The sequence below is a fragment of the Haematospirillum jordaniae genome, assembly GCF_001611975.1.
Classification (GTDB): Bacteria; Pseudomonadota; Alphaproteobacteria; order Rhodospirillales; family Rhodospirillaceae; genus Haematospirillum; species Haematospirillum jordaniae.
Map to the genome: position 1 here is coordinate 132,117 of NZ_CP014525.1, position 21,913 is coordinate 154,029.

Here is a 21,913-nt window from a genome sequence, read left to right on the forward strand (position 1 = left end):
CACCGCCCCACACAATCTAGCTGGCTTGAGCCAGCATCGGGTCAAGGCCACCTTTTTCATCTAACGCATGCAGATCATCACACCCGCCGACGTGCGTACCGCCAATGAAAATCTGTGGAACGGTACGGCGCCCTGACCGCTGCTCCATCTCTGCGCGCTTTGCTGTGTTGTCCAAAACATCAATCTCGGTATAGGCAACACCCTTCGCATCGAGAAGAGCCTTGGCCCTGTGACAATAAGGGCAGTGGGGCCACGTATAGATCTCGATATGCACGCTCATGAGCCGAAACTCCGCCTGAAACACCACCGGACACACATAGCCGGCCTTCTGATAACAGTATGCAGTCAAGCAGCGCGGTACGCAACATCGCTTGCACTGCAACATTATAACCCCGGCCCCATGGCACGGGCCAGAACGACGGCATCAACCGGGCCAGCTCCGGCATCCTTCAAAGCAGAGGCACAAGCACGCAATGTTGACCCCGTTGTCATGACATCATCGACCAGTAATACCCTGCGCCCGGCAAGCCTGGCCCTATACCGCGAAGCAACATGAAACGCCCCTGCAACGTTGTTATGGCGCTGGATACGATCAAAATGCCCTTGGGTCCGCGTTGCCCTCACACGCCGCAACGAAACCGGGCAATACAGGGCACGGGTTTGAAAAGAGACAAGGGCACGGGACAGAAGGGCCGACTGATTATAACGCCGCCACAGAAGGCGCCAGCGATGTAATGGTACCGGTATGACCAGATCAGCCTCATGCAGCATGTCCGCAGATACACGTGCCAGCCACGCCGCCAACCCACGCGCCATATCCGTTCGGTCAGCATGTTTGAAAGCGAGAATCATGGAACGGGTTCCATCGTCATAAAGTGTTGCTGCCCGCACCCTGTCCAGAATACGGTCATGGTCTGGTTCACAAGAATGCTCCCCACCTTGTGCAAGACTCTCGAAAGGCATGGCGCATCGCGAACACTGGGTTGCCGCCTCAAGGAAACGGATCGTTCCGAAACAGGAGGCACACACCCCGTGAGACGTACCCGTCACGACACCACAGCGCAAACAGCGCGGCGGAAGGACGATATCCAGGGCAAGGCGCACGGGATAAAAGAAACGATCAATCTTTATGGTCATTCTTCACGGCAAGAAAATCAATCCAAGATGGACTATACGATCGTGCAATACGGCCCTTGTAGAACTTTTTCTGGTCGCCCCGTTGACGGGAAAAAACAGGACCGTTATCCCCGCCCGCAGAAAAACCGCTACTCTTGCTCCGATAACAAGGAAAGGTCTTGCCGGCATGCATACTTCCACCCCTGTCATTTTTGACCGGCAAGCCCTGCGCCAGCACCAGAATCGGGTAGCGCGTTCCCTGGATGATTTTTCCTTCCTGTTCGAAGAGGTCGGAAACCGACTGATCGAACGGCTGGATGACGTGAACCGGGCCTTCCCGACCATCGTTGATCTGGGAAGCCATGGCGGCATGTTGTCACAACCACTGTCCCGACGCGCAGGAACACAGCAGGTCTTCTCGACAGATGCAGCCAAAGGCATGCTGGAACGGGGATGCCACCAACAAGCCCGCATTCTGGGATGCGACGAGGAAGCCCTGCCCTTTGCCGAGAGCAGCTTGGATCTGGTCGTGTCATCCCTGTCCCTGCACTGGGTCAATGACCTGCCCGGTACCCTAGTTCAGATACGCCGGGCCCTGAAGCCCGACGGACTGTTTCTGGCGGCCCTGTTCGGGGGGCATACCTTGCATGAGCTACGCCAATGCCTTCTGGAAGCCGAGAGCGAGGTGGAAGGCGGTGCCTCCCCACGCATCTCGCCGTTTGTGGATATCTGTGACATGGGCATGCTGATGCAACGTGCCGGCTTTGCCCTGCCCGTGATTGACTGCGATACAATCCCGGTTACGTACGATTCAGCACTGAAGTTGATGAAAGACCTGCAAGGTATGGGGGAGAGCAACATCCTGATAGAACGCCGCCAGACCTTCTCGCGCCGGGAAACCTTACTGCGTGCGGCGGAACGGTATGAAAGGATGTTTACGAATGATACCGGGCGCCTGACCGCAACATTCCAGATCGTCTGGGTTTCGGGATGGGCACCGGCTGCCACCCAGCCCAAGGCACTGCGCCCCGGCACAGCAACCCACAGCCTGGCCGAAGCCTTGGGGGCCACCGTCTGCGGGCTCGACGACACCACGGGGAAAGGATAGTGTGCGCCGATGCACTTTGGACACACTCTCATTCGCGGCACATTGATCAAGCGGTACAAGCGGTTCATGGCCGATATCACACTGGCAGATGGCTCTGTCGTCACGGCGCATACAGCCAATTCAGGATCCATGTCGGGATGCTGCACCCCGGGGTCTGAGGTCTGGCTGTCCCCTGCCGACAATCCAGCACGCAAGCTCAAATACACATGGGAAATGATCCGGGTGGACGGTTCCCTTGTTGGCGTCAACACCAGTCATCCCAACGCGTTGGCCGCAGAAGCCATACAGGCCGGACTGATCCCTCAGCTGGGCGGATACGAAACTCTGCGCCGCGAAGTAAAGTACGGACGCAGCAGCCGTATTGATATTTTGCTTGAAAGCACAACCAAGCCACCATGCTACGTTGAAGTCAAAAACGTCACCCTGTTCCGCGATACAGGGACAGGCGGGAAAACAGCCCTGTTCCCCGATGCCGTCACCGCACGCGGGGCCAAGCATCTGGATGAACTGAGCGCAATGGTCGCGGCCGGAAATCGTGCGGTTATGCTCTATGTGATACAAAGGGAACACGATGGCTTGGTCCGCTTTTCCATTGCCGGTGACATCGACCCGCACTACGCTGCCGCCTTGCAACAGGCCACGGCAGCCGGCGTTGAGATCTTGTGCCACACCTGCACCATAACGCCGTCGGCCATCCATCTGGCGACCCCCTTGCCCGTTGCTCTGTAACCTACTCACTGCCAGGAAAGCCTGCATGTCACCGTCCCGCCGTTCTGAAAACACCGTTATACTGCATGATGCCAGTGGCTTTGCCGCCATGCGCAAGGCTGGCCAAACGGCAGCTGCCCTTCTGGATTACCTAACCCCCTTCATCCAACCCGGCATTTCAACCGCAGACATAGATGATCTGGTGGTCGCTTGGACACAGGAACGGGGACTGAAAAACGGACCTTTTGGATACCGGGGATTTCCACGTTCGGTCTGCACATCGGTCAATCATGTTGTCTGTCACGGTATCCCGGACGAAAAGAAGAAACTGGCCAACGGTGACATCATCAATATTGATGTCACGCCGATTGTGGACGGCTGGTACGGTGACAGCAGCCGCATGTATTACGTGGGCAAACCATCGGTCAAGGCAAGAAAACTGGTCGAAATAACCTATGAATGCCTGATGCGTGGCATCGAGGTTGTCCGCCCCGGTGCTACACTTGGCGACATAGGGCACGCAATCGAGACATGGGCGCACGAGAATGGCTTCTCGGTTGTCACTGATTTCTGCGGGCATGGTGTCGGCACCCAGTTCCACACAGCACCCAGCGTGTTGCATTACGGCCAACCCGGAACCGGCATGATGCTGGAAGCAGGTATGATCTTCACCATAGAACCCATGATCAACGCGGGAAAAGCCCCAACCAAAGTATTGCCCGACGGATGGACGGCGGTAACCCGGGATCGTTCGCTGTCCGCACAGTTTGAACACACCATCGGCGTTACGGTTGATGGTTGTGAAATTTTCACCGTGTCACCACAAGGATGGCATTGCCCACCCTATTCCTAAGATCATGTCCGACACACTTCCTCCCCCGGCCAACGAGTACAGCGGCCACCGACAGCGGCTGAAAGAACGCTTCCTAGCCAGCACACGAGCTGAAAGCCCTGACTCGTTGAAGGATTATGAGTATTTGGAGCTGCTTCTATTCCTTGGAATTCCGCGCCGGGATGTCAAACCTCTGGCTAAGGGACTTCTGGCGCGCTTTGGCAGTATTGGCGGCGTTTTGTCTGCAGAGCCGGACCAACTGGTTGCCTTGGTCGGTGAGTCCGGTGCGGTGGCCTTAAAAACTGCATCGGCTGCAGCAACTTGGATGCTGAGAGAGGAAATTCTCGACAAACCAGTTCTAGCATCATGGGACCGTGTACTGGACTATTGCCACGCGACCATGGCCCATCGTGAAACAGAATGCTTCCGCGTTTTGTTCTTGGACCGCAAGAATCGCCTGATCGTAGAAGAAGTCATGCAAAAGGGGACCATTGACCATACCCCCGTTTATCCAAGAGAGGTCATACGCCGCGCTCTGGAACTGGGTGCCAGTGCTTTGATCATGGTGCACAATCACCCCAGCGGCGACCCCCAACCATCAAAAGCTGATATCGACATCACTCACCAAATCAGGGATGCAGCACGTCCGCTGGGCGTTGTGCTGCACGATCACGTCATCATCGCCCGGACCGGATACTGCTCTTTCAAATCCGATGGCCTTATTTAAATCTGTACTACACGAAAATATCATCAAAACATTGATATATTTCACCTAGAACCAATAGGTTCGTTGCTTTTTTATCACATGCATGCATGAAAAAGACACACTGCCCTTGATTTGCCTTTTGGCCTGCATATCAGCAGTTGACCTTCCCACGCCTCATATTCCTTAATATGGTCGCGTTGCATGCCTGCAAAGAAACAGGGCATCAGCAACTAGGCAGGTTTGAGCCACACACTTTTGTAAATAGGGACATCAGAAGAGCATGAAAAAGCTCCTTATCGGAACCAGCGCCCTTGTTGCCGCCGCTACCTTGGCTGGCGCCGCATCAGCTGCTGAACCCCTGAAACTGTCTATCGGTGGTTTTGGGTCTGTTTTTACCGGATATGCATCCCAACAAAGTGAATACAAAAAGGCCCTGCGTGATGCCGGGAAAGGCGGCGAAGTCTCCGCTGTTGACGTCAAGGGTGACAACGAAATCCACTTCAAGGCTGCAACCACGCTGGATAATGGCCTGACCGTATCGGTCAAGTACGAGCTGGAAGCTGGTGGCACCGACGAAGGCAAGAAGGCTGTTGATAACTACAGCATTTCTCTCGGCGGTTCGTTCGGTACCATTGTTGCCGGAACTGGTGACTTGGCCCTAGCCATGATTGCCAACCGTTCTCCGCACATGGGCGACCGCCTGTTGGGTGCAGGCCTTGCCGATGGTGACTTGGCAACGGGCGTATGGGTCCTGAAGCCAGAGTCCGTAAGCGGAGGCATCGCCACCCTCGTTAACAGCCATAACGATAATGAATCCATCAGCTATGTTTCCCCGTCTGTTGCTGGCTTTACCTTCGGGGCATCCTATGTTCCGGATGGAACAGAAAAAGACGACGCAGATAAAAAGCTGAAGCACAACCCGACCCAGCCCAACGGCACCAACACTATGGAAATGTATGGCGTTGGCATTGGGTACGAAAACAACTTCGGCGGGCTTGATCTCAAAGCTGACATTGGCTGGGCCACCGCTGATAGCAAAGACGTTGACAGCGCCAACGAATACCAGGCCGGTCTGCAGATGTCATATTCCGGTGTTATCGTCGGTGGTGGATACCGCCTGATTGAAGGCAAAAAAGCCGACAAGACAAAAGACAATGTACATGCCACATCCTGGGAAGCCGGCGTTGGATATAACAATGGCCCGTATGGCGTTGCCATTGCATATGCCAATACGCGGTTTGACGACGGTGCGGGATATAATGCCACAACCCAAACCAACGATGTCAGCAACACCCGCACGGTTCAGCTGACCTCGGAATACAAGATGGGCCCGGGCGTGATGCTGGTTGGCGGCGTCGGCCACGTCAAATTCGAGAAAAAAGGCTCTACCGCCGCGATCGACAAGAACAGCGGATGGGTCGCAGCAACCGGGCTCTCCCTAGCGTTCTGATCGGGCGTTTTACGTTTGCAACGGAAAGGGCGGCATGTGCCGCCCTTTTCTTGATCTATAGGGAATACACATATCAGGCCAAGGCAGGCTCCCGCGTTGTATCCGAAGCCGGGCCCCCCTTGCGCGTAGACGAAGAGATATCGAAGGCAGGTATATCGTCACGTATACTGACAATCACCGACCCACCGTGAGCAAGGCGACCGAACAGCAGCTCCTCGGCCAGCGGACGCTTGATGAATTCCTGGATCACCCGCCCCAGTGGACGTGCACCCATCCGGCGGTCATAACCCCGGCTGGCCAACCACTGCCTAGCTTCTGCGGTCAACTCAATCGTCACATCACGCTCACCAAGCTGGCTTTCCAGTTCCATAACAAACTTGTCGACCACTTTTTCCACCACCTCCATCGGCAGGGAACCGAACGAGATAGTTGCATCCAGACGATTGCGGAATTCGGGCGTAAACAGGCGCTCAATTGCTTCCTTGTCATCCCCTTCCCGACTGTCACGCATAAAACCAATGGCGTTCTTGGCCAAATCTTGGGCACCGGCGTTGGTCGTCATGATCAGGATCACATTACGGAAATCCACTGTCTTCCCATTATGATCTGTCAACTTCCCATGATCCATAACCTGTAAAAGAATGTTGAACAGGTCCGGATGCGCTTTTTCAATTTCATCAAGCAGCAGCACACAGTGCGGATGCTGGTCGACACCATCCGTCAGCAGGCCACCCTGGTCAAAACCGACATACCCCGGAGGTGCACCGATCAGGCGGGACACAGAGTGACGCTCCATGTACTCCGACATATCGAAGCGCAAAAGCTCGATCCCCAGAGAACGGGATAGCTGCTTGGCAACCTCCGTTTTACCAACACCCGTCGGTCCGGCAAAAAGGTAGTTCCCAATCGGCTTTTCCGCATCGCGCAGGCCAGCCCGCGCCAGCTTGATGGCACTGGACAGGGCCTCAATGGCATTATCCTGACCAAACACCATGGTCTTCAGGTCACGTTCCAGATTGCGCAAAGCCTCACGGTCATCGGTGGAAACCGACTTGGGTGGGATCCGGGCAATCTTGGCAACAATCTCCTCGACATCACGCAGGGTCACGGTCTTGCGCCGCCGGCTTTCCGGAAGCAACATCCGCGCAGCACCAACCTCATCGATCACATCGATGGCCTTGTCGGGCAGCTTGCGATCGCCGATAAACTTGGACGACAGCTCAACCGCCGCCCGAATGGCCTCGGCCGTATAGCGCACATTGTGATGCTTTTCGTAATACGGCTTCAAACCATGCAAGATCTTGATGGCATCTTCGATGCTGGGTTCTGCCACATCGATCTTCTGGAACCGGCGCACCAAGGCCCGGTCTTTCTCGAAGTGGCTGCGAAACTCCTTGTAAGTTGTCGAGCCGATACAACGAATCGCCCCGGATGCCAAAGCCGGCTTGAGCAGATTGGAAGCATCCAGAGACCCGCCCGAGGTTGCGCCCGCCCCGATCACAGTATGGATCTCGTCAATAAACAAGACCGCATCCGGAAGGCTCTCCAGTTCCTTCATGACCTGCTTCAGGCGTTCCTCAAAGTCACCCCGGTAACGGGTTCCTGCAAGCAGCGCCCCCATGTCCAAGGCAAAGATCACAGAAGGACGCAAAACCTCAGGCACATCACCGGTCACAATCCGCCGGGCCAACCCTTCAGCAATAGCGGTTTTCCCGACACCGGGATCCCCGACATACAGGGGGTTGTTCTTGGAGCGTCGGCACAGGACCTGTATGGTTCTTTCCACTTCGGCTTCGCGGCCGATCAGGGGATCGATTTTCCCCTCAGCAGCACGACGGTTGAGATTGACGCAGTATGCCTCGAGCGCTTCGTGACCCTTTTTCACCACGTCCTCCTCGGCCGCACTGTCGTCGGCGCCATGCACGGTACGGGTTTCAGACAGACCAGGCTGTTTGGCTATGCCATGCGAAATGTAATTCACAGCATCAAGCCGGGTCATATCATGCTGCCTGAGGAAATAGACCGCATGACTCTCCCGCTCGGAGAAAAGGGCCACCAGAATGTTGGCCCCTGTCACTTCCTCGCGACCGGATGACTGAACGTGGATGGCGGCGCGCTGTACAACGCGCTGGAACCCTGTGGTCGGTGTTGGCTCGCCGGGATGGGAGGCAACAAGCCCGCCCAGTTCCCCGTCGACAAAGGCACGCACGTCACTGGCCAAGCGATCCAGATCCACGCCACAGGCCCGCATAACGGCCATGGCATCAGTATCTTCGCACAGAGCCAGAAGCAGGTGCTCCAGCGTGACATACTCGTGATGGCGCTCACCTGCGAAAGCAAGTGCCTTGTGAAGAGTCTTCTCAAGATTGCGGGACAGCATTGACCGTACCCCTTATCCTGTATGCCACACGCCCGGACAGCACATCTGTCTGGATAGGAAGAAAAAGACCCCGAACCACTCAGTCTTTCTCCAGAGTGCACTGCAACGGGTGCTGGTGCTGCCTAGCAAGATCCATAACCAAGGCAACCTTGGTCTCAGCAATCTCGTAGGTATACACGCCACACACCCCTACACCCCGGTGATGCACACTCAACATGATCTCTGTCGCCTCATCCCGGCCCTTGTTGAAGAACCGTTCCAGAACATGAATGACAAACTCCATCGGGGTATAGTCGTCATTCAGCATCAACACCCTGTACATCGGCGGCTTGCGAACCCGTGGCTTGACCTTGATAGCCAGCCCCGTACCGCTGTCGCGATCCTCATCGTGACCATACTCACTCATGGCAGTCCCATTGACCTATTTCCGTTACGACCCTCAAAGCTCGTGCCACGATTCTAGGCCAGACGGCACCAATCGCAAACGCCCCGCGTACTGTGGACGCCTTTGACACCTCCACTATAGGCCCCTAGGCAAGCGTTGGGGAGGGGGAGGGCCATCAGCACTAGGGAGAAGCGGAACAGCCCGTATTCCTTGATCCTGGCCGCTTTTCTAACCGCTTTCATAGAGGGATACCCCATGTCACAACCCCGTGAGGATAAAACAACGATCCTGTTGATGGCAAACGAAATTGCTTGGAAAGGACAAGGAGCCCCGGCGATTCCGCGGGGGCTCCCTTAAATGGAACGGCACTACAGATACAACCACCATACAACCGGGAAATGGCAACCAGATCTTGTACCGATAGACCAAATCCCGCTCAAAGGGAACTAAGATGCGTCAGAAAAACTATGACCGCCCCGGAATGGCCGCACGCCCCACCAGCGGACGTACAGCCTCTCCCAGAAGTTTCACAGACATGCTGGACACCCGCCCCCCTTCAGACAAGGCCTGATCAAGACCATGACGAAGCCAGCTGCTCTGGATTGTCATAGCCTCCTGAAGGCTTTTCGCACCAACCATGCGACGGGAGTGACTAAGGCTCCTTTCAAAGGATGTCCTAGTCGCTCCCAGCACATTGTTTGTCATCTGGCGCCATCCACTTACCAAGGCCGTTCCAGCCTCCAGAACAGCATCCAGATGCCCTGCTCCATCCTTGGACAGTCCGGCAAGACGCTGCCGGACCCCCCCCCTGCCATCCTTGGTGGAGGCAGGGGAAAAGGAACGTAACAGGGCCGAGGACACCGCACGCAGCGGAGCCGATGCCGACTGAGCCGTCAGCCCCGGGAAAAAAGATGCTGCAAGTGCTCCGGACGCCCCCGGGCCTTTCGCAGAGGCTTTCTTCCCGGACTTGGCTGAAGAGCCAGCCCGCTTGGCCGAGGTACGTCCCGAACGGGCAGCCCTCTTTGCCGGAGTTTTTGCCTTAGCGGCCATTGATGGACGCTTCTTGGCCGATGTCTTGCGCACCGAGCGAGCCGACAGCAGCGAACGCTTCGCCGTGGCCTTCTTGGCTACCGTCTTGCGAGCGGTTGTTGCCTTCTTGGCCGTGGCCTTCTTGGCTACCGTCTTGCGAGCGGTTGTTGCCTTCTTGGCCGTGGCCTTCTTGGCTACCGTCTTGCGAGCGGTTGTTGCCTTCTTGGCCGTGGCCTTCTTGGCTACCGTCTTGCGAGCGGTTGTTGCCTTCTTGGCCGTGGCCTTCTTGGCAGCGGCTTTCTTGGTCGCAGCCTTCTTAGCCGTTGTTGAAGCGGCTGCTTTCTTGGCCGTAGTCGCCTTCTTGGTCGCAGACTTTGTCACAGACTTGGCAGAGGACGTCGCCTTCTTGGCTGTGGCCTTCTTGGCTGTCGCCTTTTTCTTGGGAGCAGCCTTCTTCTTCACAGGCTTGGCCGCAGTCGACGTCGAAGAGGACGAAGTACTACCCGAAGCCGAAGACTTGGCCGGCGTCCCTACAGGACGGGACAGCGGCGTGGTCGGGCGTGTCAAAGACGAAGATAAGGAGCCCACAGGACGCACCAGAGGCGAGAACGGACGGCCAAGGGGCGGTGTTGGCTTCAGGCCGGAGGCTGCTCCAACGGAAGGGGCAAAAGCAAGGGGAGCCTTCGGGATGGGCATGGAGGACGGGCGAGGAGAAACCTTGCGCGCCCCCTTGCGCGATGACGCCTTTCGAGAGGCGGGGGAAGACGGTTTGCTGGTGGTCATGATACTTTTGCTCCTCACGGGAATAGCCGATGACAAAAACTGAGAACGGCCATGTCACTTGTCCCAAGCAGGACTGACACGGAACACCCCCGGAACGTCATCTGCTTTTCCGACTGCACGCCCCTGGCAGACCTTCCACCAGAGATCAGCAACACAGACAAAGACTCCCGGGCCACTACGGTGCCAAAACGCAGCAGGCGCCCTCGTTATCAGGTTATTTTCACAACCGGGTCAACAACCCCTCACCCATGCTTGTCCACACAGAATATCGGCAGCAGACAAATCTTCCCCCCACCTGTGTGGACACTGCCTCTGCTTTTTCTTATTGTACGGGTGGAACTGCCTTGTCATTCCTGCCCGAACATCCTGAACAACATGGGGATATCCAGTGTACGCAGCCCGCACCTTCCTGGACATGAAACGGCTTGTACGGGTAATGGCGCCTGCCTTGGTCCTTTTGGTCATGGTATCGGGGCATTCCGGAAATGCGTCTGCACGGACGTATGCATCAATCGTCGTTGATGCCGATACAGGCAGAGTCATCCATGAAACCAACGCTGATGCCCGTATTTACCCCGCATCCCTCACCAAAATGATGTCCTTGTATCTTCTTTTTGAATCTATTGAGAAAAAGAAGCTCAGACTCAACGACAGCATGAAAGCATCTCAGAGGGCAGTGCGCCAACCTCCCAGCAAGCTGGGCCTGAGAGTCGGGCAAAGCATTGCTGTGGAATCCGCCATAAAAGCGCTTGTGGTCAAGTCAGCCAACGATGTTGCTGTTGTGGTCGCGGAACACCTAGGCCGCACAGAAAGCGGATTCGCCGCCATGATGACCAAAAAAGCAAAAGCACTGGGCATGACTGGAACTGTGTTCCGCAATGCTTCTGGCCTGCCTCATAGAGGACAGTTTTCTACGGCACGGGATCTGATGAAGCTCTCTGTCGCGCTAAAGCGTGACTTTCCGTCCTACTATAAATATTTCTCGGTGCAGAGCTTTGACTATGCTGGAGCCACGCTGGAAACCCACAACCGGGTCCTGAAGAACTATGATGGCGCCGATGGGCTGAAAACGGGCTATATCAACGCATCGGGCTTTAATGTTGCAACCTCTGCACGTCGTGGACACGTGTCCTTAGTCGGCGTTGTAATTGGCGGCAGAACCGCTATGGCGCGGGATCGCCATATGATGGACCTTCTGGACAAAAGCTTTCTTTCAGCTGGAGTCATGTCACCGCACGCGTACCAAAGGGCACAGGCTGACAGCAACCACGCCGACGAATACAGGGTATCTGCACAGAGCCAAGCTGTCCCAGCATCCTATAAAAAGGGACAAGCTGGCGAGAATCGCCAGAACAAGCGGAAAGACATAGCAAGCCAACGCGCTGCGGGGGAAACTTGGGGCATACAAGTCGGTGCTTTCAAGGGCATGGAAAGCGCTGACAAAGAAGCCAAGAGAGCGGCCTCTGCCCTGAAAAGGGGGAGCGGTGGTATTCCTTTGGTCGTTCCAGCTTCGTCGGCAGGATCAAAGAATCCGCTGTACCGGGCTAGGCTTATTGGCTTTGATACGGAACGCCACGCCCGCAATGCCTGTAATGCTCTAAAAAAGAAGGCGTTTCGCTGTGCTGTTGTCAGCCCAGGGCCTGTTGAAGTCGCCATGACCCCCTGAATCCGACTCCAAAACTCAGGTCACGAGGGACGGCCTGCTACGCCCTGTACGCGCATGGATCCCTGTCAGACTCTCTACTGCATGCATCAGAGGCATCAACGCAATGCCCGTTTCTTGATTGTGATACGCAGGGTCAGGTTCAAAACGCTCCAGATAAACGCGCAGCGTGGAGCCTCCAGTCCCGGTTCCGGATAAACGAAGGGTAGCGCGAGCCCCCCCGGAAAAAATGATTCGAATCCCCTGCTTGGACGAAACCGTTCCATCCACAGGGTCCGTATAGGAAAAATCATCGGCCCCCTGCACCATCATATCTCCCACAGTACGACCGGGTAGATTGGGCAGAGCCGCGCGCACATCATGCAAAAGAGAATCGGCACAGACAGAACTGATGTCCTCGTAATCATGGCGCGCATAGAATGTACGCCCGAATTGTTTCCAGTGCTCCTGCACCAAGGATCTAACTCCTTGACCATGGCGAGCCAGGATATTCAGCCACATCAGGACAGCCCATAAACCATCCTTTTCCCGCACATGCCAAGACCCCGTACCAAAGCTTTCTTCCCCGCACAGGCTGACCTTCCCGGCATCAAGAAGAGAGCCAAAGAATTTCCAGCCTGTTGGAGTCTCGAAGCAAGGAACTCCCAACACCTGCGCTACCCGGTCAACAGCGGTTGACGTTGGCATGGAGCGTGCCACCCCGACGATTCCACCCGCATATCCCGGACACACGGCCGCATGCTCAACCAAAACGGCCAAACTGTCGGAAGGAGTGACAAAGAACCCCGGCCCCATAATCATGTTGCGGTCGCCATCTCCATCAGACGCTGCCCCGAAATCAGGTGCATCTGGCGCGGACATGCGCCCTACAAGATCACGGGCATACACAAGATTGGGATCAGGATGCCCCCCGCCAAAGTCTTCACGGGGGATTCCATTAATTACACTGCCCTTTGCCGCCCCCAGACGATTCTCAAAGATTTCGACTGCATAAGGTCCCGTCACGGCGTGCATGGCATCAAAACACATACGAAACCCAGATGCGAACAGAGAGCGAATCGCATCAAAGTCAAACAGGGTTTCCATCAAACCGGCATAATCCGATACAGGATCAATAACCCGGATCGTCGTACCACCGATTCGAACGTCACCACATTTTTCAAGATCAAGGTCCGGTATATCCGCAATACGATACTGGCGAATCGTTTCAGTTGCCTTAAACACAGCCTCTGTCAAAGTCTCCGGCGCCGGGGCACCCGAGGCAATGTTGTACTTGATCCCAAAATCACCATCGGGCCCGCCAGGATTATGGCTGGCCGAAAGAATTAACCCACCCAAGGCACCAGAGGAACGGATGATACAGGATACAGCCGGAGTCGACAGCAACCCACCCTGCCCAACCAAGATGCAGCCAAACCCAGCTGCAACCGCCATCTTCAGAATCGTCTGAACAGCGTGGGGATTATGCCAACGACCATCACCCCCGACAACAAGCGTCCCGCCAGCTGGATCCTCCAGACAGTCGAAAATGCACTGCACAAAGTTTTCCAGATAATGCGGCTGCCGGAAGACCCGCACAGGCTTCCGAAGCCCGGACGTGCCGGGCTTCTGATCAGGGAAAGGCGTTGTACACACCGTCCGGATGACCGGAGTCATGATCCCTCCAACAGCCGCAACGGGAATCACTATGGCCTATCCACCTGTGGACGGCCAACACTCTGGTAACGGAAACCAGCCGCACGCATGTCATGCGGATTATAAACATTACGCAGATCAATCATCGCAGGCTCCTTCAGCAGCTCACGCATTTTCTGGATGCTGAGATTCCTGAACTGGTTCCACTCCGTCAGAATAACGACGGCATCCGCCCCCTGCATGGCAGCGTAGGCATCGTCACAACACACCATACCAGGAATAAGCTGGCCGGCCTCGCGCATGCCTTCCGGATCATAAGCCCGAATTGCAGCACCGGCTTCCATCAAGGCCGGGACGATATCAAGGGCAGGCGCGTCACGCATGTCATCGGTGTTAGGCTTGAAGGTCAAACCAAGAACGGCCAGCGTCTTGCCCTGAACAGACCCGCCAACAAACGCGATGATGCGATCTGCCATCTGCCTTTTACGGCAGGCATTCACATCAACGACAGTCTCGATAATACGCAGCGGCGAACCAGAGTCCCGGGCAGTCTGAACCAAAGCCATGGTATCCTTGGGGAAGCACGATCCCCCATACCCGGGACCAGGATGCAGGAACTTCTTGCCAATACGCCCATCAAGCCCAATACCACGGGCCACATCGTGGACATTCGCACCAACCTTTTCACAGAGGTCTGCGATTTCGTTGATGAAGGTAATCTTCATCGCAAGAAATGTATTGGCCGCATACTTGGTCAGCTCACTGGATTCAAGACCCGTGAACAGGATGGGTGTTTCGATCAGGTGCAGCGGACGATACAACTGACGCATGACATCACGGGCGCGATCACTTTCAACACCAATGACTACCCGGTCAGGGCGCATGAAGTCCTCGATCGCTGATCCCTCACGCAGGAATTCGGGATTGGAAACAACATCAAAGTCCGCATCAGGGCGTGTTTCGCGAATAATACGCGCCACTTCCCGCCCTGTACCCACCGGAACCGTCGACTTTGTCACGATCACGGTATAGCCACTGACAGCCCCGGCAATTTCACGCGCGGCGGCATATACATAAGATAGGTCCGCATGGCCACCGCCACGACGGGTCGGCGTTCCAACTGCAATAAAGACCGCATCCACCCCTTTGACAGACTCAGCCAGATCCGTGGAGAAAGACAGACGACCGGCACGGACATTACGCCCCACCATCTCGTCTAACCCAGGCTCATAGATAGGAATTTCCCCGCGACGAAGGCGCTCTATCTTGGATAGGTCCTTGTCAACACAGATGACTTCCGTTCCAAACTCGGAAAAACAGGCGCCCGATACCAACCCCACATAACCGGTGCCAATCATGGCAATACGCATGGCAAACGTCCTTGGCAACATATGTGATGGTAAAACAGAAGAAACGCTTCAGAACCGGCACCATCACCCAACCGGACAGAAAACACAGCATAAACATTGATCAAAGAACGTGGGCATAAGCCTTGATAACATTACCCAGACGCTCTTTCATTCCTTCCCGAGCCAAACCAAATGCAATATTGGCTTCTATAAACCCGACCTTGTCACCGCAATCAAAACGGGTTCCTTCGAACCGGTAGCCGTGCAACGGAACCTGACCCACCGTAGCCGCAATGGCATCTGTCAACTGGATCTCCCCCCCGCTGCCCCGGGGCGTTTGCTCCAGAGTTCGCATAACGACGGGATCGAGGATATACCGGCCAATGACAGCCAGCGTGGACGGTGCCTGCTCCGGCGCAGGCTTCTCTACCATGCCACGCGCACGGGCTAACCGGCCGCTCTCGCTTTCAATATCCAGAATGCCGTACCGGTCTGTCCGGTCGCGCGGAACATCTTCCACAGCCAGAACATTACCACCCCCCACACTGTTCCAGGCTTCTATCAACTGACCGATACAGGGGCGATCGCTCATGACCAGATCATCGGGTAAAATAACGGCAAAGGGCTCATCACCAACAAACGAACGGGCACACCACACGGCATGTCCCAGTCCCTGTGGCTCCTGCTGCCTTGTGGAAACAATGGTACCCGGCTGGGGCATACCCCCCATCAGCTCATCCAGATGCTCATTCTTACCTCGCTCACGCAGAAGGGCTTCCAGCTCGGGGGCGTGATCGAAGTGATCAACCAGAACAGCCTTCCCACGACCTGTCACAAACAGGCAGTACTCAATACCGGCTTTCCAAGCCTCTTCTACAGCGTACTGTATCAGGGGCTTGTCAACGACGGGCAGCATTTCCTTGGCTACCAGCTTGGTCGCAGGCAGGAAGCGGGTCCCCAAGCCAGCAACGGGAAAAACAGCTTTACGTACACGACGGGTCATCAGAACCTCATCCGGACCATTGTACCCGCACCCTGCGCAGAGAGCCGGGAATACAACACACAATACGCCAACGGCTCACATAAAGCCCCGACAAGGGACCATCTTCTGCCACGACGGCAGAAACATGGCAACTGATCTTGGGGTATATCCACCCCCTGCATCTGGAATACCTGATTTTTTAACCCTTCAGTAGAACCTGGCGGGCCTCGTTCAGGCGTGCGGCCAAATAAGCACTCCCACCACGGTCTGGGTGAAGCTTGTGAATCAATCTAAGATAAGCAGACTGAACAGATTCCCGGCTAGGGTTGGCGGGCAAATCCAGAATCTGCAAAGCCTCTGCCCGGTCCATGGGACTTGAGGCTGACGAAGAACTTTCCTTCCTTGAAGCGCGATCATGCTCCGACTCCCCCCACCACGTTCGCAGAAATGAAAAAAGCCAAGGGGCCACAAGAATCAGGCCAGCCAGAGCTACTGCAAGCCGCCCACTGGCTGCCAGCAAAACACATATTAAGAGGGAGGATACGAGACACGCAATCCTGACGGGTCTGGAACCACAGGGCCGGGCCGGACTCCTGATTATCCACCCACCCGCCATCACCAGAAACAGGCACAACAAGATCACTGGAACAAAAGGCACCATGGGCTTCCCCCATTCATCACCCGGCAACAGCCATATGAGCCCTGCCAATTGCATCCAGAAGTGCACGCAGTTCCTGTTTTGCCGCAACATGCGACATGCTCATTTCCAGCGCAACACCATCCTTGTTCAGATCCAGCAGCGTCAAACCAGACAGAAACAGCTCGCGGTATATCACCCGCTCCCCCAAGCCACGAATGCTGACAAAGCGCAAACGCTGCGACAATTCTTCGACCAAGCGCTCCATCTCGACCTTGTTACGTGCAGCAAGATGGGACAAGCGGTTACGCAGGACCACCCAGGCAATCTGCCCACCATCACGGGCCGCGCGGCGCTTCTTGATTTCGAACACCATGGAAGAATAGTGGCTGAAGCCCTTGATCGTCAGTGTCTCGGGATCAACCCGGGCCAAAACATCCAGATCGATGAAACTATCATTGAGCGGCGTAATCAACGTATCGGCGTAGGAATGGCCAGCCCGGGACAAATAGGTATCAGCGCCGGGCGTATCAATGATCACTGTGTCACAACGCGTCCGCAGATCATCAACAATCGCCTTCAGCTTAGCCTCATCCAGAGCTTGATTCCCGCTCAACAGCAAAGGGTAATGCTCGGGCATTGGCAGAGAAACAGCGTGACGGCATGCATAGGCACGACGATTTTCTATGTAGCGAGTTAGCGTCGCCTGGCGGGCATCAAGATCAATGGTCCCGACCCTTAGCCCACCGCGGAGCAAACTGACGATCAGGTGCATGGAGACTGTTGATTTACCCGACCCCCCCTTCTCGTTACCAACGACGATAATATGAGCCGAGGACTGGACCATGCGCTATCCCGATTGATTTCAGGACCACCCATCACTGTGGTACCCGATACGATTTTCCCGACGGCACACGACTTGCTTCCTGAATTCAATCAAGGGACAAACCAGAAGGCCGCACTGTGGCAGGACTTTACAGCCGTCTTCCAGATGGCGCAATGCTCCTGCCAAGCTTGCCCAAATGAACATCGTCTTGATATAACGCGCACACATAATAAACCTTTTGTAAGAAAAACGCGCTGGAGATGCAGATTTCATGGCCATTACCTTGGAGGCACGCCACTCCTCGGTCACCCGCGAACCATTGGAAATAGGCCGTTTTCTCGACCAGCTTGAAAGGCGCATCCATTTTCTGTCTGACATAGCCGAGAATGTTTGCCGACGCGCCCAGTCTCCGGGAACCGAGGTCCTGCGCTTTACAGAGTATACGCGCTGCCGTGATAGGGCATCGGAATGCTGGGCTTTTGCCATCATCATCGATCGCAGACTGCAGGATTATGACGGCCTAGACAGAGGCAAGCTTCTTGAGCGATTCAACCGCTTGTCTGTTGATATATGGGCTATTCTTCTTCGAGCATCCCTGACCTTTCTGACCGCTCTTTCCAATGAGCCTCATCTTCCCTTGGGATCACGGGAGATTTTCCTGCGGGAAATTCGCACCCTTCACGACACCCACCGCCTGCTCTCAAAACCTCGTTATGCCAAACTACTTGACGAGGCAGCGCACAAGAGCCGCAAGAAAGCTGCAAAAATACTGAGTGAAATCATTGCCCGTGCGCCCTCTTTGCTCGACTTTGGCACCTGAAGTCCGGTGCAAAAACCAAGAGACAGATGAACAAACATTCTTTCAGGACAATATGCAGCGTAGACGGACTCTTCATGCGGTGTAACATAGCATCGGAGAAGAAAACCGTGGCTCTGGCCCGGGCATACAGTAGCCCCGCAAAGGAAAGCCTATGCATAGCCTGTACCGGTCTCTGGCAATTCTGACAGCCCTCTTGGCAGGGGCTGGTACCAATATGTCGACCTCTCTCGCCCAGACAGCACCCGTTGCCCCGGGCAGCATACGGGTTGATGGCCGTATTCTAGGCGAAAGCGCCCCCCCCGCACCCAACGAGCCACCCCTAGTTATTCCTGATTTTCGTAATGCCATGCGTGATATGATCGTTTCACTGGGGGAATATGCCCATACACGCAACAGCCACTTTGTTGTCTTGGTCCGTCATGGTCTGGGCTTGTTGATGAAGAGCGAACGGGAAGCCAAGATCGAGCGCATGACCCTGGAACAAGATACCGGCCCTATTCCACCAACACCCGAACCAGCCGGAACGTTCAACCGTCGCCTTGTCCAAAGCCTTGATGGTGTGGTTGTTGACGGTCAGTTCTGCGCCGAAGAACCAACGGCATCCCCTGGATTTATAGCAGCCCTGCACGACATTGGCCTGAATATCCTGACTATTGACCATTGCGGAACACCCGATGCAGCCGAGAAAGCCCTGCGGACCGCACAAACACAGCATATTGTGGCCCATGCCGATTCGGGAACGACCCCCTTGGCCGGACCGGGGCCGATGGTACTTGCCGGTAACAATCCACAGGGCGTCAACTCCTTGGCCCAAGCCACCAATGCCCTGTTTGTTGAAGGCAACAGCAGTGAAGGCAGCAAGGAGCTATGGCTGATTCGCCTACGGGATACAAACCATGACGTCTTGGTGATTGATCCCTTCTGGAGGGACCGCATCCCCCTGTCTGCAGCAGACGTTGCAAGCCTGCGACTGAAGCAAACCGGATCCCGGCGCCTTGTCCTAGCCCGCCTGCACCTCAGCCAGGCCGCCGATACCCGTTACTACTGGAACAATGACTGGAAGATCAACGACCCCAAATGGCTGACAGGACCCGTCCCGGGGAAACCCGGGACTTATGTGGTCGCTTATTGGGAAAAAGAATGGCGCGAGCTTGTCGGAAAAATGTTCAACGGGATGATGGACCTAGGGTTTGACGGCATTGTCCTAGAGGGTGCTGATGCCTACGCCCCCATGGAAAGTAAGATCTTCATCAAGTGAACAACGAGGTTGCTGACCTCAGGAGTTGGGAAGGCAGCATGCTTTCATACACAAGTCCCCTGCCTGACCCAGCGCCTGCTCATACTCCCTAGACAAGCGCGTAACCAGTTCGGAAACAGTCGGAATATCCTGAATACAGGATACACCCTGCCCAGCAGACCACACAGTCTTCCATGCCTTTGCTTCACTGCCAATATCCTTGAGACCAGCACCATGGTCCGCTGGAAGATGATCCGGATCAAGACCAGCCGCAACCAAGGATGGGCGCATAAAATTGGCAGGAATACCGGAAATGGCTGGCGTATAGACAATATCTTCCGCTGCAGAAGCAACGACCATGTCCTTGTAGGCTGGTTCCACAGCGCATTCGCGGGTGGCAATAAAACGGGTTCCCATATAAGCAAGGTCAGCCCCCAGAAGACGCGCCGCGGCAATCTGCTCGCCGGTCGAAAGAGCACCGGCAAGCAGCAGGGTCCCGGTAAAAAACTGGCGCACTTCCCACAGCAAGGCAAAAGGATTGATGGTTCCGGCATGCCCCCCGGCACCCGCTGCTACCAGAATCAATCCATCAACACCCGCCTCAGCTGCCTTCCTAGCATGGCGCACGGTTGTGACATCATGAAACACAACACCACCATAGTCGTGCACTTTATCAACAACATCCCTTACAGCCCCCAAGGATGTAATCACAACCGGCACCCGATGGCGGATGACCATTTCAAGATCAGCCTGCAGACGGGGGTTCGTACGATGAACAATAAGGTTAACGCCAAAGGGGGCTTCAGCAGCCCCCAGCGAAGACTTCAACGTCTCGAGCCAGCTGGCAAAGCCCTCTGTCGTACGCTGGTTCAGGGCCGGAAAAGTCCCCACAATACCAGCACGACAACAAGCAAGGACCAGATCTAGGCCTGATGCCAAAAACATGGGGGCGGCCACAACAGGCAACTGCAAACGCCCTTGTAAAATATCTGGCAGCGGCATGACCCCTTCCCCCTTACGGTTCTGCATTGCCGGATAGCAAGGCTACACGTCTCCCCGAATACAAGCCAGCCCTGTTGTGCAAAACAAAAAGACCCCGGGCAAGAGCCCAGGGCCTGTATCATGCAAAAGAAGGATCAAGCTCCTGCACACGCCAACGGATCAGGGCCATAACGGTTATCCCCATCCGTACCGGGTATAAACAAAACAGCAAAAGCAAATATTACACCAACAAACGGAATCAGCCCGATCAGCACGGACCACCCCGTCCATCCAAAGTCACGGCAACGCTGCGCCTGAACAAAGCAATGCGATATAGACGTCACCACAATCAATACAATGGCAAGCGACATGGCCAAGGGATCTTGGACCGCAAAGATTAGAATCGATGACACGATGTAGCAAAAGATCAATGTCAACAAGAACAGAAGATAAGACTTGCGGTTCCGGCGACCGGAAGCAGAAAAAAGAGAAGACATAACAGGCTTTGACATAAAAATCCTCCCAGACATAAGTGTTCAATTAAGGCTGAAATTGCGATCTCAACCCGACCTAAATAACAAAACACAGCCTAGAGTTTCTACACAATAATAGCCCCGACACTAGGCCGGGGCTGGATTACAACAACAGCAAGGAACGACGGGTTACCCCCCCTTCAGGGTTTTGGTCAAGGTTGCCTCCAGACCGCTGATCATATTCTCACCTGCACGACCGCCATCACCTTGCATGCGCCCTGAAATCACCAAGCGCAAGGCATCAACGTGGACCTTGATCACGGCCAGATAACTGGAACGCCAGTCATTTTCCAGTTTCTCTATCAAACGACACAGCATATTTCCAATGACGGTTACCAAACCATACCCGAAGCTTCCCCCCTGCCCTTTCATGTCATGAGCAAGCGAGAAAAGCTCGCGCAGGACGGGCTTGGCATCGGCCGGTGGCGTTTTCTCCAGACGCTCATAGAGGCCCTGCAAACGCTGCAGATCTTCCTCCGCCCAAGCAAGATAATCACCGGCCATAGACGTCATGACCTTCTCCGCACGATCCAGCATTTCTGGACTGACGCCCGAAGCAGAAACAGAAACCTTGTCCTTGATTTTGTGAGGTGGCTGAACAACCTCAACGCCCGTACGGGATAAAGCTGCAGCTTTGGCATCTGCCAGCTGGCGAAGCATCTCCTCCAGCTCTTCCGGGCTGACGGGGGGACGTTCCACCTCCTTCTCGCCAACGGATGATGCTTGGTTATTCTGCTTCTTTTCAGTCGTCAC

The 21,913-nt window shown here is 55.3% G+C and carries 21 protein-coding genes and 1 pseudogene; 8 read left to right on the top strand and 14 right to left on the bottom strand.

Features of this window, described 5'->3' with window-relative positions; translation table 11 throughout:
- Positions 1-16 precede the first annotated feature (16 nt).
- Both grxC and AY555_RS00615 read right to left on the bottom strand, forming a co-directional pair.
- Positions 17-280 carry a glutaredoxin 3 gene (grxC, locus tag AY555_RS00610; protein ID WP_066132049.1) on the bottom strand — a complete coding sequence of 88 codons (264 nt, stop codon included), beginning with the start codon at positions 278-280 and terminating at the stop codon, positions 17-19.
- A 104-nt stretch (positions 281-384) separates the two neighbouring features.
- Positions 385-1,137 carry a ComF family protein gene (locus AY555_RS00615; RefSeq protein WP_066132051.1) on the bottom strand — a complete coding sequence of 251 codons (753 nt, stop codon included), beginning with the start codon at positions 1,135-1,137 and terminating at the stop codon, positions 385-387.
- Positions 1,138-1,303: 166 nt separating this feature from the next.
- Between AY555_RS00615 and AY555_RS00625 the strand changes: the two genes are divergently transcribed.
- The 5 genes from AY555_RS00625 (at position 1,304) to AY555_RS00645 (ending at position 5,920) form a co-directional block, all read left to right on the top strand.
- Positions 1,304-2,224 carry a methyltransferase domain-containing protein gene (locus AY555_RS00625; RefSeq protein WP_066132057.1) on the top strand — a complete coding sequence of 307 codons (921 nt, stop codon included), beginning with the start codon at positions 1,304-1,306 and terminating at the stop codon, positions 2,222-2,224.
- Between the two features lie 9 nt (positions 2,225-2,233).
- Entirely contained in the window at positions 2,234-2,953 is a 720-nt protein-coding gene (gene sfsA, locus AY555_RS00630) for a DNA/RNA nuclease SfsA (protein WP_066132061.1), read from the top strand.
- A gap of 25 nt (positions 2,954-2,978) precedes the next feature.
- Entirely contained in the window at positions 2,979-3,785 is an 807-nt protein-coding gene (gene map, locus AY555_RS00635) for a type I methionyl aminopeptidase (protein WP_066132064.1), read from the top strand.
- A gap of 4 nt (positions 3,786-3,789) precedes the next feature.
- Positions 3,790-4,491 (top strand): RadC family protein, encoded by a 702-nt coding sequence (gene radC, locus AY555_RS00640; RefSeq protein ID WP_066132067.1) that lies wholly within the window; start codon positions 3,790-3,792, stop codon positions 4,489-4,491.
- Positions 4,492-4,750: 259 nt separating this feature from the next.
- Positions 4,751-5,920, top strand: a complete 1,170-nt coding sequence (locus AY555_RS00645) for a porin (protein ID WP_066132071.1) — start codon at positions 4,751-4,753, stop codon at positions 5,918-5,920.
- 73 nt (positions 5,921-5,993) lie between these two features.
- Here AY555_RS00645 and clpA read toward each other — a convergent pair whose 3' ends face one another.
- The 4 genes and pseudogenes from clpA to AY555_RS12325 all read right to left on the bottom strand — a co-directional run.
- On the bottom strand, positions 5,994-8,300 hold the full coding sequence (clpA, locus tag AY555_RS00650; protein WP_066132074.1) for an ATP-dependent Clp protease ATP-binding subunit ClpA: 2,307 nt from the start codon (positions 8,298-8,300) through the stop codon (positions 5,994-5,996).
- Positions 8,301-8,379: 79 nt separating this feature from the next.
- Positions 8,380-8,706, bottom strand: a complete 327-nt coding sequence (gene clpS / locus AY555_RS00655) for an ATP-dependent Clp protease adapter ClpS (protein ID WP_066132076.1) — start codon at positions 8,704-8,706, stop codon at positions 8,380-8,382.
- A 444-nt stretch (positions 8,707-9,150) separates the two neighbouring features.
- Positions 9,151-9,735 carry a phasin family protein gene (locus AY555_RS12065; protein WP_066132082.1) on the bottom strand — a complete coding sequence of 195 codons (585 nt, stop codon included), beginning with the start codon at positions 9,733-9,735 and terminating at the stop codon, positions 9,151-9,153.
- A 57-nt stretch (positions 9,736-9,792) separates the two neighbouring features.
- A pseudogene (locus AY555_RS12325) lies at positions 9,793-10,497 on the bottom strand (hypothetical protein); the annotation flags it as partial.
- Positions 10,498-10,885: 388 nt separating this feature from the next.
- Here AY555_RS12325 and AY555_RS00675 point away from each other — a divergent pair.
- Positions 10,886-12,163, top strand: coding sequence for a D-alanyl-D-alanine carboxypeptidase (locus AY555_RS00675; RefSeq protein WP_066132088.1), 1,278 nt, complete (start codon positions 10,886-10,888; stop codon positions 12,161-12,163).
- A gap of 15 nt (positions 12,164-12,178) precedes the next feature.
- Here the strand turns inward: AY555_RS00675 and AY555_RS00680 are convergent, their stop codons facing one another.
- From AY555_RS00680 to AY555_RS00700, 5 genes are all read right to left on the bottom strand, one after another.
- Positions 12,179-13,816: an alpha-D-glucose phosphate-specific phosphoglucomutase gene (locus AY555_RS00680; protein WP_066136295.1), complete on the bottom strand. Its 1,638-nt coding sequence runs from the start codon at positions 13,814-13,816 to the stop codon at positions 12,179-12,181.
- Between the two features lie 29 nt (positions 13,817-13,845).
- Complete coding sequence (locus AY555_RS00685) at positions 13,846-15,165, bottom strand: UDP-glucose dehydrogenase family protein (RefSeq protein WP_066132091.1); 1,320 nt, start codon at positions 15,163-15,165, stop codon at positions 13,846-13,848.
- Positions 15,166-15,265: 100 nt separating this feature from the next.
- On the bottom strand, positions 15,266-16,147 hold the full coding sequence (locus AY555_RS00690; protein ID WP_066132094.1) for a UTP--glucose-1-phosphate uridylyltransferase: 882 nt from the start codon (positions 16,145-16,147) through the stop codon (positions 15,266-15,268).
- A 178-nt stretch (positions 16,148-16,325) separates the two neighbouring features.
- On the bottom strand, positions 16,326-16,646 hold the full coding sequence (locus AY555_RS11715) for a J domain-containing protein (RefSeq protein ID WP_156483245.1): 321 nt from the start codon (positions 16,644-16,646) through the stop codon (positions 16,326-16,328).
- A gap of 157 nt (positions 16,647-16,803) precedes the next feature.
- Positions 16,804-17,610, bottom strand: a complete 807-nt coding sequence (locus AY555_RS00700; protein WP_066132100.1) for a division plane positioning ATPase MipZ — start codon at positions 17,608-17,610, stop codon at positions 16,804-16,806.
- A gap of 250 nt (positions 17,611-17,860) precedes the next feature.
- Here AY555_RS00700 and AY555_RS00710 point away from each other — a divergent pair, with 250 nt between their 5' ends.
- On the top strand, positions 17,861-18,409 hold the full coding sequence (locus AY555_RS00710) for a hypothetical protein (RefSeq protein ID WP_066132105.1): 549 nt from the start codon (positions 17,861-17,863) through the stop codon (positions 18,407-18,409).
- Between the two features lie 151 nt (positions 18,410-18,560).
- A complete protein-coding gene (locus AY555_RS00715) occupies positions 18,561-19,667 on the top strand; it encodes a hypothetical protein (protein ID WP_066132107.1) in 1,107 nt (368 codons plus the stop codon).
- Between the two features lie 18 nt (positions 19,668-19,685).
- On the opposite strand, the gene AY555_RS00720 is transcribed toward AY555_RS00715, so the two are convergent.
- The 3 genes from AY555_RS00720 to AY555_RS00730 all read right to left on the bottom strand — a co-directional run bounded on the left by AY555_RS00720 (position 19,686) and on the right by AY555_RS00730 (position 21,913).
- A complete protein-coding gene (locus AY555_RS00720) occupies positions 19,686-20,648 on the bottom strand; it encodes an NAD(P)H-dependent flavin oxidoreductase (protein ID WP_066132112.1) in 963 nt (320 codons plus the stop codon).
- 134 nt (positions 20,649-20,782) lie between these two features.
- A complete protein-coding gene (locus AY555_RS00725) occupies positions 20,783-21,139 on the bottom strand; it encodes a DUF805 domain-containing protein (RefSeq protein ID WP_066132115.1) in 357 nt (118 codons plus the stop codon).
- Positions 21,140-21,289: 150 nt separating this feature from the next.
- Positions 21,290-21,913: an Hpt domain-containing protein gene (locus AY555_RS00730; protein WP_245176929.1), complete on the bottom strand. Its 624-nt coding sequence runs from the start codon at positions 21,911-21,913 to the stop codon at positions 21,290-21,292.

What these genes read in the sequence shown, in the direction of transcription:
- AY555_RS00725 (WP_066132115.1), bottom strand. Translation starts at nt 21,139, where the DNA reads ATGTCAAAGCCTGTTATGTCTTCTCTTTTTTCTGCTTCCGGTCGCCGG.
- radC (WP_066132067.1), top strand. Translation starts at nt 3,790, where the DNA reads ATGTCCGACACACTTCCTCCCCCGGCCAACGAGTACAGCGGCCACCGA.
- AY555_RS00625 (WP_066132057.1), top strand. Translation starts at nt 1,304, where the DNA reads ATGCATACTTCCACCCCTGTCATTTTTGACCGGCAAGCCCTGCGCCAG.
- map (WP_066132064.1), top strand. Translation starts at nt 2,979, where the DNA reads ATGTCACCGTCCCGCCGTTCTGAAAACACCGTTATACTGCATGATGCC.
- AY555_RS00685 (WP_066132091.1), bottom strand. Translation starts at nt 15,165, where the DNA reads ATGCGTATTGCCATGATTGGCACCGGTTATGTGGGGTTGGTATCGGGC.
- AY555_RS00615 (WP_066132051.1), bottom strand. Translation starts at nt 1,137, where the DNA reads ATGACCATAAAGATTGATCGTTTCTTTTATCCCGTGCGCCTTGCCCTG.
- AY555_RS00715 (WP_066132107.1), top strand. Translation starts at nt 18,561, where the DNA reads ATGCATAGCCTGTACCGGTCTCTGGCAATTCTGACAGCCCTCTTGGCA.
- sfsA (WP_066132061.1), top strand. Translation starts at nt 2,234, where the DNA reads ATGCACTTTGGACACACTCTCATTCGCGGCACATTGATCAAGCGGTAC.
- AY555_RS00720 (WP_066132112.1), bottom strand. Translation starts at nt 20,648, where the DNA reads ATGCCGCTGCCAGATATTTTACAAGGGCGTTTGCAGTTGCCTGTTGTG.
- AY555_RS00645 (WP_066132071.1), top strand. Translation starts at nt 4,751, where the DNA reads ATGAAAAAGCTCCTTATCGGAACCAGCGCCCTTGTTGCCGCCGCTACC.
- clpS (WP_066132076.1), bottom strand. Translation starts at nt 8,706, where the DNA reads ATGAGTGAGTATGGTCACGATGAGGATCGCGACAGCGGTACGGGGCTG.
- AY555_RS00700 (WP_066132100.1), bottom strand. Translation starts at nt 17,610, where the DNA reads ATGGTCCAGTCCTCGGCTCATATTATCGTCGTTGGTAACGAGAAGGGG.
- AY555_RS12065 (WP_066132082.1), bottom strand. Translation starts at nt 9,735, where the DNA reads ATGGCCGCTAAGGCAAAAACTCCGGCAAAGAGGGCTGCCCGTTCGGGA.
- grxC (WP_066132049.1), bottom strand. Translation starts at nt 280, where the DNA reads ATGAGCGTGCATATCGAGATCTATACGTGGCCCCACTGCCCTTATTGT.
- AY555_RS00690 (WP_066132094.1), bottom strand. Translation starts at nt 16,147, where the DNA reads ATGACCCGTCGTGTACGTAAAGCTGTTTTTCCCGTTGCTGGCTTGGGG.
- clpA (WP_066132074.1), bottom strand. Translation starts at nt 8,300, where the DNA reads ATGCTGTCCCGCAATCTTGAGAAGACTCTTCACAAGGCACTTGCTTTC.
- AY555_RS00680 (WP_066136295.1), bottom strand. Translation starts at nt 13,816, where the DNA reads ATGACTCCGGTCATCCGGACGGTGTGTACAACGCCTTTCCCTGATCAG.
- AY555_RS00710 (WP_066132105.1), top strand. Translation starts at nt 17,861, where the DNA reads ATGGCCATTACCTTGGAGGCACGCCACTCCTCGGTCACCCGCGAACCA.